The following is a 13146-nucleotide window of genomic DNA, read 5'->3' on the forward strand; positions in this document are numbered from 1 at the left end:
AAGAGGCTCGCCCGAGGCAGTGGGTCTGCGCCCTTTTTCTCTGTAAAGGTGACGTCATGAATGCACAAATAAAGAATGCAGTAGGAATTGTGGTGCCGTATTCGTTTATGTGCGCTTTCTTAAGCCTGTATTACTTCTGGAAGCCATTTGGAATCCAACCTTTCGAGTTCATATCGATCAGTGAAGCTGTTGCGTATGGCATCCCGTTTTTAATGCTCTCATCATTCATGCTATTTCCGGTGTTCATCGGGGAGCTCTTATGGCCAAGCAACTACCCAGAAGAAACTCAAAATGACGCCAAAAAGAGTTACTTGGAGGTTCATGTTATTTTGGTCATATTCCTCAACTTGGCGATGATAGTACTTGCCGAGTTTGATCATTGGTCGTCACGCAATCCTCTTTTTATGGGTCTTGTTGCTGGGATATTTCCCGCCGCATTCAGACTAGGTAGCCTCAATGAGTTCGCTCAATATTTCCCTTCCAAGAACATAAGAGTTTTTGTTTTTTTGATTATTTGTTGTTTGCCGGCAGCATCTGTATCTAGCGCAGTATGGAACAGATCGGAAATCATTAATAAAAGTGACTTCCATACTGTTTCGGGCAAAGACATAAAGTCAGAAGTTGAGACAGGTAATCTCACTTACCTAGGCCACCTTGGCGAATATGTTTTTCTACTTAAAGAAAATTCGACTGTGGCGTATCGCTTGGATGATCTAAAGAAGCTTGAGCTAAGGAAGGGTTCTGCAACTCAGCAGAGATTGTCATCAAAGACCAACGACTCTAGCGCGCAGCACGCTGCTACCAAGCCTTGAAATAGAACCTGAGAAGGCACAACGGTTTTGACTTTTCCGTCGCTGAACACCAACCGCGTACGTTCAGGCTTGCCTGAACAGCTGAATAGCCTCATCCAACCGATGCACGGGGCGAATCTCCATCCCGGCGATTTTCTGCTTCGGCTGGTTGGCGGCCGGGACGATGGCTTGGGTGAAACCGAGCTTGGCGGCTTCCTTGAGGCGTTCCTGGCCGCGCTGCACGGAGCCAAAGGGTCAGGCCTTGACTCTTGCTACAGTCGGACAATTGGCTCCCGATACGGCTGTCTGAAGCTCAAATGGTAATCGCAAACGTCCCATCACCGCCGTCCTGGTTTTGACCTTCATCCCCTCTCAGCCCCGCCGGAAATTGAGTTTGGCGGGTGGATCAGCGGCAAAGGTGTTTGAGCCCCGCTCACAAAAATTAATCAACATTACAAAAGCGGGGCGAGTTCTTTGCCGCCCACCCGGCAGGCTCGGTTTCCGGGGTTTCGGGGATGTCGGGGTGCGTTTTCTTTGGTTACTTTCTTTGTCGCATTGACAAAGAAAGTGACTAGCTGCCGGGCTACCCCCGGCCAACGGGCAGTGGTCAGGCAACGTCCTCAGGTCAAATCCCCCTCAATCCCCCTTTTCCAAAGGGGGAGGTCTATTCATCCGGCCCTCACCCTTCAAGGGAGTGGGGCAGTAGCGTGAAGCACAGCATGCTGTGGAACTTCGGATAGCCCATCAGTTTGTTTGCATAGGACATGGCTGTATTTCCGAACCCTGTCCGCACAAATCGTGCCAATTTCCAGAAATATAAGGGAATTTCCCCCTATTCCGATTTAACTTCAGGCTGACCTTACCGTTAGTGTGCCATGGCCCCTCTGGATACCACGGCAAGACCGCTGCTTTCGCTTTCGCTGATCGTCGAGCCCGACCGACAGCGGCTGGCGCGTTTTGTGATCGATGCAATCGACGTGCTGGGGGGCGATGTCTTCACAACCTCGGTTCGCGTCGTGTTGATGCTCGACACCTTGCGCTCAGCGGGGCTGTCGGCGAACACAAGCCTCGATGTGCAGTTAATGATCCAGGATCGTGCAATATTCCTGGATTGGGGCGACGCGCATTTCGGAATCTGCATGCTGCCGGTCACGCCGGCTACGTACCAGATCGACAAGCTGGCCGAGCAGCTGCGGTTTGCCAGCGAGTCGGCCGACCCCGAACTGCTGAAGTGCCGCAACCGTCAGATCAGCGAGGATCTCGAGCGCTATATGCGCGATGCCGCCGCACAGATGGCTGAAATGGAATCGGTGCTGGAAAAGCGGAAACACGAGCTTGAAGCGTCGATTCGCCATGCCGAAACCGATGCGCTCACCGGAATTTACAATCGCGGCGCCTACGACCAGCGTCTGCACGAATCCCTGCTGCGCAGCCAGCGTCAGAATGAATCGATGTGCCTGATGATGTTCGATCTCGACTATTTCAAGCAGATCAACGACACGCATGGCCATCAGTACGGCGACGAATACCTGAAGAAAATGGCGAATGCCATGCGCGGCTCGGTGCGCGAGCATGTGGACATACTCTGCCGCATCGGCGGCGACGAGTTTGCCGCCATCACCTTCTGCGAACTCAAGATTGCTGCGCGGATCGCCGCCAAAGTGCTGCAAGGCATGAACGGCAAGGTGAGCATCGGCATCGCGCTATGCCGCGCCGACGACAACACCGAAACGTTGGCAGCCCGCTCCGATGCCGCCCTCTACGAGGCGAAGCGGCGCGGCCGCGGGCAGTTTGCGACCGAAGACGAAATTACACCTGGCATAACGGGACACTCATGATTAGCAGACTTCTACTCGACCAGGCCATCAGCGACGATAGCAGCCAGGTGCTGTTGCGTTCGAAAGTGCGCGCAGTTTCGCGCCGCATGGGCTTCAAGGATGCCGTGCGGGAGCGGATCGAGCTGGTGTGCAACGAAATCATCTCCAACCAGCTGAAGTACGCAGGTGGGCACGGCCTGGTGCAGATATGGGAATACGGCAACGGCGAATTTTCCGCACTGGACCTGTTCGCGCTCGATTACGGCCCCGGCATATCGAATCTGCCCGACGCCATGAAGGATGGCTATACGACTTCGGGCACCATGGGAAAGGGGCTTGGCACCATCCAGCGGATGTCCGCCGAGTACGAGGTCTACACCCTGCCGCCGGGACTGTCCCATGATTCGCCCTGGCACGGCACGGCCGTGTGGTCACGTTTTTATGTGGGAAACAAACCCCCTTCGCACCCCTTCCAGTATGGCCATCACCTGCGCGCCTATCAGGACGATGTGTACAACGGCGACTGCATCTGCGTGCAGCCTTCGATCGATTCAGTCAAATGGCTGCATGCCGATGGGCTGGGACATGGCAAGGAGGCGGCCGAGGGGCTGGTCGGAGCAGAGAAGGTTCTGGATTCCGTCACCCCGCTCGACGGCACCCTGCAGACCCTCTCACAGCGACTGCGCGGTGGGCGTGGCGCCGTCGCCATGGCCTGCGAGATCGACTTCACCGCCCTCATATTGCGCATATGCGGCGTCGGCGACATGAGCGCGTTCCTGATCTGCAACGGTGAGCGCAAGGTGCTCAACTTCTCGCCGGGCGTGCTTGGGCACGAGCATCGTTCGTTCGAGATGGTCGAACTGCCCTTCCCTAAGCAGGCGCTTTTCATCACCGCCTCGGACGGTTTGCGCCGCAATTGGAATCTGAACACCTTCCCCGGGCTGTGGCGCCTGCATCCTCAATTCATCGCGTTATTGCTCGGCAACGTGGTCACGCGCAACAACGACGACAAATCTATCTTCGTAATACGGGCAACACCAATAAAGGGAGTTGAAAATGGCAAGAATCGCTAAACCAGTCAAGAGCACCAACCAGCTGCTGATCGAGCAGATGATGACCAAGGTTGCCACCATCTCGCAGGACATCGAGCAGCGCGGCCAGAACATCTTTGGCCAGGGCAATCTGCTCACCATGGATGAGATCAACGACTACAGCCTCGAATTCCTCGAACTGTTCGTCCTGTTGCTGCAGGCCGGCGAGAAGGTGGACCGGCGCAGCAGCGAGCACAAGGCGCTGCGCCAGTTCTTCAGCAATTTCTCGCAGCAGATCCAGATCCGCGGCGGCAATATGGAAGAGTTCGTGCGCTTCATCCACTTCATGCAGGATGTCTTTCTCAATAATCTTGAAGTCGACAGCACGCTCGATTTTCAGCAGACGCGCGCCATCCTGCTGCTGCTCGCCTCGGTATTCAACGACATCATCCTCGATGTATTCCACGTCTACCTCGCCGAGAAGGAACGCACCATCCAGGCCCAGCAGGAGGAACTCAAGCACACCTCGACTCCGATCACCGAAATCTGGGATGGCGTGCTGACCCTGCCCATCATCGGCACACTCGATTCCTCGCGCACCATGTCCGTGATGGAAAACATGCTCGAGCGGATCGAGAAGGAACGCGCCAAGGTTGTGGTGATCGACGTCACGGGGGTGCAGGCGATCGATTCGCAGGTCTCGCATCACCTGATCCAGATGATCCGCGCAGTCGGCCTGATGGGCGCCAAGGCCATCCTGACAGGCATCCGTCCAGAAATCGCACGCGCAATCACCAGCCTCAACATCGACTTGTCGCTGGTATCGACCCGCTCGACCCTGTCGGAGGGTCTCAAGGAAGCCTTTTGCCTGCTCGGCATCACTGTCCTTGCCGCAGATGGGCAACGTCGCTAACCGCTATCCGGAGCGCTGACTCGTGGCCATTCTTCAGGGCATGCATCTGACGCCGATCGGTGATGGCAATGTCTTGCTGGAACCGACCGAGGCGCTCGATCCCGGAGAACCGGATGCCTATCTTGTTCCCCTGACGGGAGCGCTGCAGCAGATGCGCGCGCGACGTCTGCTCTACGATCTCAAGAACGTGCCCGTCATCGACAATCTGTATTACGCCTGGCTGGAGAATCTTGCATCCATGTGCCGCATATCGGGCATCGACATGGTGCTGGTCAATATGCGGCCCGCGACAGCCTATGCGCTTGCCCTGACGATGAAGGACAACCCACCCTTCAGTTGCGCGCTGGACGTGAATCGCGCGCGCAACCTGCCCTGATTCGCCTGCCCTGATTCGGGCTATCGCTTGCGCACCGCGCGGACAGAGGTTCCTGATCGACGCCCCTCGTCTGCACACCCAATACGGCGTCGACACCAGCTTCGAGAACGCCGGCATCTACACTGCGCGCTGGGTGCTCTGCCCCGACGCCGCGCACTTGGCCGAATTCACCAAGGCAACACGCTCAAACGGGCGAAGGACGTCGACGGCAATCTGGTGTATCCGGCGGACACGCGGCTGAATCTGTCGCTGGCGCAGAAACGCTGGCCCAATTCACGATACCCACGAGCACGGACCGGCCTGGGTTAATGCACAGCTAATCCGTATCGCATACGAATCGATACCCCACTCCGGACTCGGTGCGGATGTGGCGCGGCTGGGCCGGGTTCGCTTCCAGCTTGCGGCGCAGTCCAGTCATGTAGACGCGCAGGTAGTGGGTATCCTCAGCGTGACTCGGACCCCACACTTCGCGCAGCAATTGCCGGTGGGTAAGCACCCGGCCGGCATTGGCGAGCAGCAGCGCAAGCAGCCGGTATTCGATGGGGGTGAGATGAATCTCGGCTCCGTCCCGGGTAACTTGGCGCCGCGCCAAATCCACCACGATTTCGCCGAAGGTGACGAGCGGACCTTCGCCGCCGGCCAGGCGAGTGCGGCGCAACAGGGCGCGCACACGTGCCAGCAATTCCGCCACACCGAAAGGCTTGGTCAGGTAGTCGTCCGCTCCAGCATCGAGGGCGGCAACCTTGTCGGTCTCGTCGACCCGGGCTGACAGGATGAGGACAGGCACAGTGGACCAGCTGCGCAGATCGCGCACCACGTCGACGCCGTCGCGGTCCGGCAGGCCGAGGTCGAGGATGACCAGATCGGGTTTGCGCGTGCCGGTTTCGATCAAGCCCCGTTCTCCCGTGGCAGCCTCCACCACGTGGCAGCCTTCGGCCTCCAGGGCGGTGCGGACGAAGCGGCGGATCTGCGGTTCGTCCTCGATGACGACCACGGTGGGTGAAGCGGCGCGCGGGTTTTCCATCAAGCCGAGGTCTCCGGGGGAACGACGGGCGGTTCGCCGGCGGGCAGGCTGATGACGAAGCGGGCGCCGCCTTCCGCGCGCGTCTCCCCTCTGACCGTGCCCTTGTGCGCCTCGACGATGGCGCGCACGATGGCAAGGCCGAGGCCGACGCCCGCCACGGCGGATTCGTCCTGGCCGCGGGTGAACTTCTCGAACAGCATGTCCTCGCGGCCGGGCGGCAGCCCGGGGCCGTTGTCGGCCACACTGATGCTGACGCGGTCGCCTTCGTTGCGGGCGCCGATCTCGATGCGGCTGCCCGGCGGCGTGTATTTCGCGGCGTTCTCCAGCAGGTTGCATAACACCCGCTCCATCAGCACGCTGTCGAACTCCAGCAGCGGCAGGTCCGCCGGCAAGTCGACCACCACCTCGTGTCGCGCCAGCGGTACGGCCAGGGTCTGCAACGAGGCGCCCACCACTTCTTCCAGCGGTTGCCATTCCCGTTTCAACTGGACCTGCCCCTCTTGCAGACGCGCCATATCTAACAAGTTGCTCACCAGGATGCTGGTGCGCAGCGCCTCGGCGCGGATCGCCTGGGCAATCTCGGCCTGCGCTTCGGGCAAGGGCGGGCCGGCCAGCGGCAGGGAATCGGCCAGGCCGGCCAATACGGTCAGCGGCGTGCGCAGGTCATGCGAGAGCGCGGACAGCAGGCCGTTTCGCAGGCGTTCGGATTCCATCCGCACCAGGGCGTCCTGCGCCACTTCCACGAAATGCACCCGTTCCAGCGCCAGCGCGATCTGGCCAGATAGGGTTTCCAGCATGCGCGCCTGTTCCGGCAGAAACAGCAGCCGCTTCTGGCTCGGTAGCAAGGCCAGCACGCCCCGCGTTCGCATCGGTGCCTTCAGCGGCAAATAGTACATGGGGTGGCCTGCCAGGCTCTGGGTGCCCATCCCGGCAGGCTGCTGGTGGTCGTATACCCACTGGGCAATGGCCGGATCCAGCGGCAGGTCCTTGTGGGTGGGCAAAGGGGTAGGCGAACGCAGCGTCTCGTCTGCATCCGGCAACAGGATGCAGACCTTCGCCTGAAACAGGCTTTCCAGATGGTGCCGGGCGGTCTCCACAATCTGTTCGGCCATCAAGGCGCCGGCCAGCTCCTTGCCCAGTTCGTTGAGGGCTCGCGTGCGGCGTTCCCGATACGTGGCGATGCGCGCCTGGTAACGCAGGTTGGCGGCCAGGGTGCTGATGGTCAGCCCCACCGCCAGCATGATGAAGAAGGTCAGCAGATGGCGGGTGTCGGCTACGGTGAAGGACAGCGGCGGCGGCACGAAGAAGAAGTCGAAGGCCAGCACGCTCAGTATCGATCCCAGGATGGCTGGCCCGCGCCCATAGCTCGCGGCCACCCATATCACCCCAACCAGGTAGAACATGATCAGGTTGGCCAGATCGAACCAGGGCAACACCAGCTTGGCCAGCACGGTGGTGAGGGCGCAGATGCCGCCGGCCCAGGCATAGCCTTGCACCTTCCAGCCGCGCGCGGGTTCCAGCTCCAGTTCGAGCGGCATCGCGACCACCTCGCCGGCAGGTGCTGCCTCCACCTCGTGGGCCACCACGTAGACGTCCACGTCGCGGGCCAGCGCGGAAAGCCGGTCCGACAGCGGCGCACGCAGCATCCGCGACAGCCCGGTGCGCAGGCTCTTGCCCACCACCAGCTTGGAGGCGTTGCGGCTGATGGCATAGGCCAAGAGCGTCTGCGCATCCTCTTGTCCAGCCAGGGTGGCGGTCTCGGCGCCCAGCTCACGTGCCAGTGCCAGCGTTTTGAGGATCTTGTCGCGGTTGGCATCGGACAAACGCTGCAGCGCCGGTGTCTCGACGTAGACGGCGATCCAGTCGGCGTGCAAATCCCCAGCCAGGCGGGCCGCGGAGCGCACCAGCCGGTCGCCGCCGGCGCCCGGGCCGACGCACACCAGCAGGCGCTCCTTGGCCTGCCACACCGTCTCGATGGCCTGGTCGGTACGGTATTCGCGCATTTGCGCGTCCACTCGGTCGGCGGTTCGGCGCAGTGCCAGTTCGCGCAGCGCGATCAGGTTACCCTTGCGGAAGAAGTTGCGGATAGCGCGTTCGGCCTGTTGGGCAAGGTAGACCTTGCCTTCCTTCATGCGTTGCAGCAGTTCGTCCGGCGGCAGGTCCACCAGAGCGACTTCGTCGGCCTGTTCGAACACCCGGTCCGGCAGGGTCTCGCGCACCTGGATGCCGGTGATGCCGCCGACGATGTCGTTGAGGCTTTCCAGATGCTGCACGTTCACCGTGGTCCAGACGTCGATGCCGGCCGCCAGCAGCTCCTCGACATCCTGCCAGCGCTTGGGATGGCGCGAACCGGCGACGTTGGAATGCGCCAGTTCGTCGACCAGGATCAGCGCGGGTTTGCGCGCCAGCGCCGCGTCGAGGTCGAACTCGCGCAGCTCGCGCCCCTGATAGGCCACCAGTTTGGGCGGCAGCAGCTCCAGGCCTTCCACCAGGCGCGCGGTTTCGGAACGCCCATGCGTTTCCACCACGCCCACCACCACCTCGCTGCCCTGCTCGTGCAGCATGCGCGCTGCACTCAGCATGGCGTAGGTCTTGCCCACGCCGGGGCAGGCGCCGAAGAATATCCTCAGCTTGCCCTTCTTCGCACGCTCGGCCTCGGCTTCGATGCGGGCAAGCAGGGTATCCGGGTCGGGTCGGTTGTCCAGGTCGTTGGCAGTCATGGTCCCAGTGTAGTTTCAATGCACGTCCGGCGTACGCCGTTACGAAGTGCGACAGCCTAGCGGATAGCGCATCAAAATATCGTAAAAATTGAGCAGGACAGTGCGCTACATGGCCTGCCATCCATCCCGTACGCGGGTGGCAGCGCGTGACGCTCCGCGTGTACTCAGGTCATCCAACTGATGCAGGGATCGAGCGGTGACCAGACCCACCCTCTCAAGCGTCCTCCTTGTGCCAGACACGCCGCAAGAAAGCGAATGCTGCGCCCAATCCGACCCGCCCATCGGACAAGGCATCGAGAAAGTCCGACAGCGGTTTCGATTTGGCGACGGTGTACAGGGTCAGCACGGAGGCGGCCAGCATGACACCGACGAAGTAAACGAATTTGAGTCCGAGCGACGCTTCGGCTGCGGCGAGCAGGTTCATGCCTAGGAAGCCGGTGACCACCGTGCCGATGAGACCGAAGGTGGTCACCACAGTGAGCCGCACGACGGTATTGGATTGGCGGCGCTGGGTATCGCTGTCCAGGTATTGGCTCATGTCGCGTATTTCTTCCTTGACGTCGCGGTATTTGACATCGTTGCCGAGATAGGTGGTACAGCGGTGGAACAGTCCCTGCACCTGGGCACGCTCGGACAACTCGTGGAACCAGTAGCGGTGGGTAAAACGCAGGAACGCCTCGAAGCTGTCCCGGATGTGTTTGCGAAAGCGCATTTGCGACTTCGTGCTGCGGATGTTCAGTTCGCTGATCGCATCCATCATGCGGTCGGAGAAAACCAGCAGCGCGGCGCGGTGGAAATGGGCGATCAGAAACAGCAGCATGAACTGGTGGCGGAACTGGGCCAGGATCCCGTGCACCTCGTTGCGGAAATAGCTCGACTGCGCCTCGCCAACCACCACCAGGGTGTTGCCCGTGCAGATGGCGCGGGTGTTGGGACCGCTGTCGGTGTCGGTCCAGTAACGGTCGTCGCAGTAGCGGCTTTCAAATTCAGCCACTGCCGGATCCCGGCGCGGCAACGGGTCGCTAGGACGAAACGCGTTGATGAGGCCGAGGTGGATGAAATCGTCTGGCGTCAGCGCGCGCGGGTTGTCCAGCGCCAGGTAGGCCATCATCGGCATGCGATGGTATTCGAGCTGGCGATAGCGTACTTCGGCTTCTTCTTCCTCGTGCTCCAGCACCAGGGGACGCAGCAAATACGCCCAGTGGGAGGCCAGGCAGGGGGCGCGATGCTCGTTGACGAAACAGAGGAATTTCTCGCGATTTTCCGAATCGGACGCCGCCAGCACTTTCCCGTCCGCCCCCAGCCACTCCGAGCGATAGGCGTTGTGCACGCCCTGGCCGCTCGCGTCCCAGCCCGAGGGATAGGCGCGCCCGAAGCGATGCATCAGTTCCAGCGCGGTGTCCCAGGGCAGATCATTCGTGCTGATCTCCACCTTGAGGAAGGCGACGTCGACGTCAAAGAAAAAGACCAGATCGACGTGGGCCACATCGAGCAGCAGGGGCTTGTCGCCGGGTTTGAGCGTTACGCGCAGATTGGCGATGTCGCGGCGCCGGAACACCTGCATCGGGGCGTTGCTGTCCGCCTGGTCATTACCGCCCACGCGCGCGCGGCTATCCCCATAGAGAAAGCGCTGCACATAGGGCAGGAAACTGACAAATTCCTTGTAATGCCGCTCCCGGGTTTTATCGGGATCATAGGTGATATTGCATTCGCCTCTGCTCCACGGGCTGTCGCCCCGCTCCAGAATGCGCCAGGGTTCTGCCTGTTCGGCTTCGGGCGCCTGGAATTCAAGCTGCAGGGGCCACAGCAAGATCTGGCGGAAGTGGCGTATCAGATGCGGGCGGCCCGGCGGCAGCGCGTTTGGTTCGAGGGATGGCTGGTCAGTCATAGGGCATGGCATCGTGCTCGAAACAGGCGATCAGATCATGTGATTCGGCAATGCATTCATGCCCCAGTGTACTGTCATCGTGCACCCGGCGCACGCACCGCGCTGGCAGCAAGGTGTTGCGTACGCATGCGGCGGCGGCTTTCCGACTCGCACGCACAGGAGCAGGTCAACTGGCGCCCCCACGCCACCGAGTGACGGGCCTGATTCACCGCATGCGCCTTCCCGCAAACCGGGCAAATGTGGATCATCATTTTCTTCTTGCTGTCAGATGGCACGTTCGGCATAGCGAGCGAGGTCGGATGCGGCGTGCACCGTCTGCGTCGAAACCAGAAATACTTCCCGACCGTGCGGCGCGCCCACGGCCAGTGCCAACCCCAGGGCAGCGGCCCCGGCCGTGGCCACGGCAAGACGCAAAGGCGTCTGCCAGTCGGCCAGGTAACACAGCAGGGCCGCCGTACCCACGGGACTGGCCGGAAAACTGCCCTGTGCGATCTCGCGGCCTTCGGCACGCGCCGCCACCCGGATGTCTTCCCCGTCCAGGGCAATGCCGATGCATACCTTGTCGTTACCGGCGGGGGGTTCTTCTTCCTGATGAATGATGCTCATGTCATCTCCTGTCATTGCGATAGGTGGAAGCGTAGCGGCCGCTGCATCAAGATGTCGTAAAGACTGGCCAGCAGACCGTTAAACATTGCTAAAGAACGCGCCGGCAGGCTGGCTCCAGGCGTCGAACAGATGCTTGACCTCCTGCGCATGGCTGCACCGATGCAGGCGCAGGCGAAAACGGCGATCGGAGAATAGTTGCGTGGCGTCGGCCAGAATTCTGAGATGCGCCTCATCGGCCTGGCTCGGTGCCAACAGAACCAGGATGTCCACGACCGGGTTGCCGTCCGGGGCATCGAAAGGAATGGGCGACTGCAGGCGCAGATAGGCAACCTGCATCCGCTCCAGGTCCTTGACGCGGGCGTGGGGAATGGCGACACCCTTGCCCAGTCCTGTGGAAGCGGCCTGCTCGCGACGCGAGAGACTCCGGACCACCCATTCCCCCGGGAGCCCGTGCTCCCGCTCCATATGCCGACCAATGACATCGAACAGCTCAAGCTTGTTCGAGACTGCGACGTCGAGACAGATGTTTTCCGGGTAGAGGTGACTGGCAAGCGAGCCGGGTTTGCAGGGCTTGCGCGTGTTGTTGAACAGTTTCGGCCTGACCACGGCCAGCGGATTCAGATTCATGCTCGTCTCCAGGGATTACGCCGCTTTCCGCAGACTGTGTCCAGCAGCCACGTGGAATCGATTGCGTAGGGAAAAAAAGGAAGGTGCAGTGTGCTGAGGCCGCGCGGGCTTGTCGAATTCAAACGCAATCCAGACGGCGTGCAGACGGCCTGCAGGGTTTCGGGTCCAGCGGATGTTCAGCATGTGTACTCTCCATCAATTGCCAAATGTGGAAGCGGCCCACGTTTTTACGCGCCCTTTCCACATCACGCATGCTAGGCAAGCCGGTCTTTTAATTCTGTAAAGACTTGCCAGCCGGACATCAAGATTTGATCAAGACGGGCACGCGGCGCCATTCCGCATACAAAGAAAAGGCCCGCCTTGCGGCGGGCCAAAATTTGCGAGCGGTGCTGTTCTCGCGCGGGAAGTGGTTTCCCCTTTTGCCGGGCGTGCTCAGAGTGCCTTGCTAACCCAGACGATGGCGGTGCCATCGCCCAGGTCCTGGCCATTTTGATCCGTCCAGGGTGCCGAGGCAGCCGTGCCATCGCCGCCATCCGCGTCAGTGTCGGAATAGGCCACGCCGAGCGTCACACCCGACATCACCTTGCTCAGCTTGCTCATGTCGTAGGTCGCGCTGACCTTCCAGTCGTTGTAATCCTGGGCGCCGTTGTTCTGGAACGAGAACGTACCCCAGTGCGCACCCAGCGTCAGGCCGGTTTCGCCGACGGGCAGGCTGGCGGAAATATCCAGGTAGTCGGAACCGTCGGAATTGGCGAAGCCGAAGGTCTCGTTACTGATGCTGTAGTAATACTTGGCGGTGAACCACTTCCAGCCCAAGGCTGCGTAAATTTCGGTGGTATCGGCATCAACCGCACCGTTGGCCTCGCCCGGGTAGAAATAGCTGGCAATACCAAGATCATAGGTAATGCCCGTCTCGCCGAACCCGCCACGGAAACCACCGTAAAGATCCAGTTCCAGATTGCCCGACTGGTAGCTCTGATAGTCTTCGATCCAGCCCACGTTGGAGCCCCAGGTGCCGAGGTAGAAACCGCTGCTGTGGGTGTAGTCAAGGCCACCCTGGATGGCCGGGTCGCCGCCGGTTTGCGAGATGCCGCGGAAGACGTAGTCGCTGGTCATGCTGACGTTGCCGGTAAAGGTGTGCGGGCTGTCCTCGGCAAGCGCAGGCAAGGACGCCATGGCAGCCAACAGGATCAGGGGGCGGAAGGTGGTGTGCTGCAGTTTCATTTACTTGATTTCCTTTGATGTTTCGGGGAGTGCTTGTTAGCCAAGCGGTTTACAACAATCCATGCAAAAAGCAGGGGGATGACCAGGGCGGCGACCGCCATCAGGAAGTTCAGGAATTCCATGGCGACC

Annotated in this window: 12 protein-coding genes and 1 pseudogene; 5 read left to right on the plus strand and 8 right to left on the minus strand. The window is 60.6% G+C overall.

Translation table 11 applies throughout. The features are described from left to right. Window positions 1-56 precede the first annotated feature (56 nt). On the plus strand, window positions 57-812 hold the full coding sequence (locus IV098_RS10545; RefSeq protein WP_296888904.1) for a hypothetical protein: 756 nt from the start codon (window positions 57-59) through the stop codon (window positions 810-812). Between the two features lie 63 nt (window positions 813-875). Here the strand turns inward: IV098_RS10545 and IV098_RS10550 are convergent. Beyond that, a pseudogene (locus tag IV098_RS10550) lies at window positions 876-1034 on the minus strand (DNA repair protein RadA); the annotation flags it as partial. 632 nt (window positions 1035-1666) lie between these two features. Here IV098_RS10550 and IV098_RS10555 point away from each other — a divergent pair. From IV098_RS10555 to IV098_RS10570, 4 genes are all read left to right on the plus strand, one after another. Next, window positions 1667-2629 carry a GGDEF domain-containing protein gene (locus IV098_RS10555; RefSeq protein ID WP_296888905.1) on the plus strand — a complete coding sequence of 321 codons (963 nt, stop codon included), beginning with the start codon at window positions 1667-1669 and terminating at the stop codon, window positions 2627-2629. 86 nt (window positions 2630-2715) lie between these two features. Continuing rightward, complete coding sequence (locus IV098_RS10560; protein ID WP_296888906.1) at window positions 2716-3681, plus strand: SpoIIE family protein phosphatase; 966 nt, start codon at window positions 2716-2718, stop codon at window positions 3679-3681. After that, window positions 3665-4552, plus strand: a complete 888-nt coding sequence (locus IV098_RS10565; RefSeq protein ID WP_296888907.1) for an STAS domain-containing protein — start codon at window positions 3665-3667, stop codon at window positions 4550-4552. Before IV098_RS10560 ends, IV098_RS10565 begins: the two co-directional genes overlap by 17 nt. 22 nt (window positions 4553-4574) lie before the next feature. Further along, a complete protein-coding gene (locus tag IV098_RS10570; protein WP_296888908.1) occupies window positions 4575-4928 on the plus strand; it encodes an STAS domain-containing protein in 354 nt (117 codons plus the stop codon). A 316-nt stretch (window positions 4929-5244) separates the two neighbouring features. On the opposite strand, the gene kdpE is transcribed toward IV098_RS10570, so the two are convergent. From kdpE to IV098_RS10605, 7 genes are all read right to left on the minus strand, one after another. After that, a complete protein-coding gene (gene kdpE / locus IV098_RS10575) occupies window positions 5245-5952 on the minus strand; it encodes a two-component system response regulator KdpE (RefSeq protein ID WP_296888909.1) in 708 nt (235 codons plus the stop codon). Beyond that, window positions 5952-8672, minus strand: coding sequence for a two-component system sensor histidine kinase KdpD (gene kdpD, locus IV098_RS10580; protein ID WP_296888910.1), 2721 nt, complete (start codon window positions 8670-8672; stop codon window positions 5952-5954). The genes kdpE and kdpD overlap by 1 nt, the downstream gene beginning before the upstream one ends. 214 nt (window positions 8673-8886) lie before the next feature. Then, window positions 8887-10560 (minus strand): CorA family divalent cation transporter, encoded by a 1674-nt coding sequence (locus IV098_RS10585; RefSeq protein ID WP_296888911.1) that lies wholly within the window; start codon window positions 10558-10560, stop codon window positions 8887-8889. A 264-nt stretch (window positions 10561-10824) separates the two neighbouring features. After that, on the minus strand, window positions 10825-11166 hold the full coding sequence (locus IV098_RS10590) for a hypothetical protein (protein ID WP_296888912.1): 342 nt from the start codon (window positions 11164-11166) through the stop codon (window positions 10825-10827). 78 nt (window positions 11167-11244) lie between these two features. After that, window positions 11245-11793, minus strand: coding sequence for a PTS sugar transporter subunit IIA (locus tag IV098_RS10595; RefSeq protein WP_296888913.1), 549 nt, complete (start codon window positions 11791-11793; stop codon window positions 11245-11247). 432 nt (window positions 11794-12225) lie between these two features. Continuing rightward, complete coding sequence (locus IV098_RS10600) at window positions 12226-13017, minus strand: TorF family putative porin (protein WP_296888914.1); 792 nt, start codon at window positions 13015-13017, stop codon at window positions 12226-12228. Next, a complete protein-coding gene (locus IV098_RS10605; protein WP_296888916.1) occupies window positions 13014-13139 on the minus strand; it encodes a hypothetical protein in 126 nt (41 codons plus the stop codon). Before IV098_RS10605 ends, IV098_RS10600 begins: the two co-directional genes overlap by 4 nt. Window positions 13140-13146: the final 7 nt, after the last annotated feature.

Origin of the sequence: Thiobacillus sp., from assembly GCF_018780105.1 — a bacterium.
Taxonomy (GTDB): Bacteria; Pseudomonadota; Gammaproteobacteria; order Burkholderiales; family Thiobacillaceae; genus Thiobacillus.

Excerpts from the sequence above, each read along its gene's own strand:
- IV098_RS10545 (WP_296888904.1), top strand. The coding sequence starts at position 57 with ATGAATGCACAAATAAAGAATGCAGTAGGAATTGTGGTGCCGTATTCG.
- IV098_RS10555 (WP_296888905.1), top strand. The coding sequence starts at position 1,667 with ATGGCCCCTCTGGATACCACGGCAAGACCGCTGCTTTCGCTTTCGCTG.
- IV098_RS10560 (WP_296888906.1), top strand. The coding sequence starts at position 2,716 with ATGGGCTTCAAGGATGCCGTGCGGGAGCGGATCGAGCTGGTGTGCAAC.
- IV098_RS10565 (WP_296888907.1), top strand. The coding sequence starts at position 3,665 with ATGGCAAGAATCGCTAAACCAGTCAAGAGCACCAACCAGCTGCTGATC.
- kdpE (WP_296888909.1), bottom strand. The coding sequence starts at position 5,952 with ATGGAAAACCCGCGCGCCGCTTCACCCACCGTGGTCGTCATCGAGGAC.
- kdpD (WP_296888910.1), bottom strand. The coding sequence starts at position 8,672 with ATGACTGCCAACGACCTGGACAACCGACCCGACCCGGATACCCTGCTT.
- IV098_RS10585 (WP_296888911.1), bottom strand. The coding sequence starts at position 10,560 with ATGACTGACCAGCCATCCCTCGAACCAAACGCGCTGCCGCCGGGCCGC.
- IV098_RS10590 (WP_296888912.1), bottom strand. The coding sequence starts at position 11,166 with ATGAGCATCATTCATCAGGAAGAAGAACCCCCCGCCGGTAACGACAAG.
- IV098_RS10595 (WP_296888913.1), bottom strand. The coding sequence starts at position 11,793 with ATGAATCTGAATCCGCTGGCCGTGGTCAGGCCGAAACTGTTCAACAAC.
- IV098_RS10600 (WP_296888914.1), bottom strand. The coding sequence starts at position 13,017 with ATGAAACTGCAGCACACCACCTTCCGCCCCCTGATCCTGTTGGCTGCC.
- IV098_RS10605 (WP_296888916.1), bottom strand. The coding sequence starts at position 13,139 with ATGGAATTCCTGAACTTCCTGATGGCGGTCGCCGCCCTGGTCATCCCC.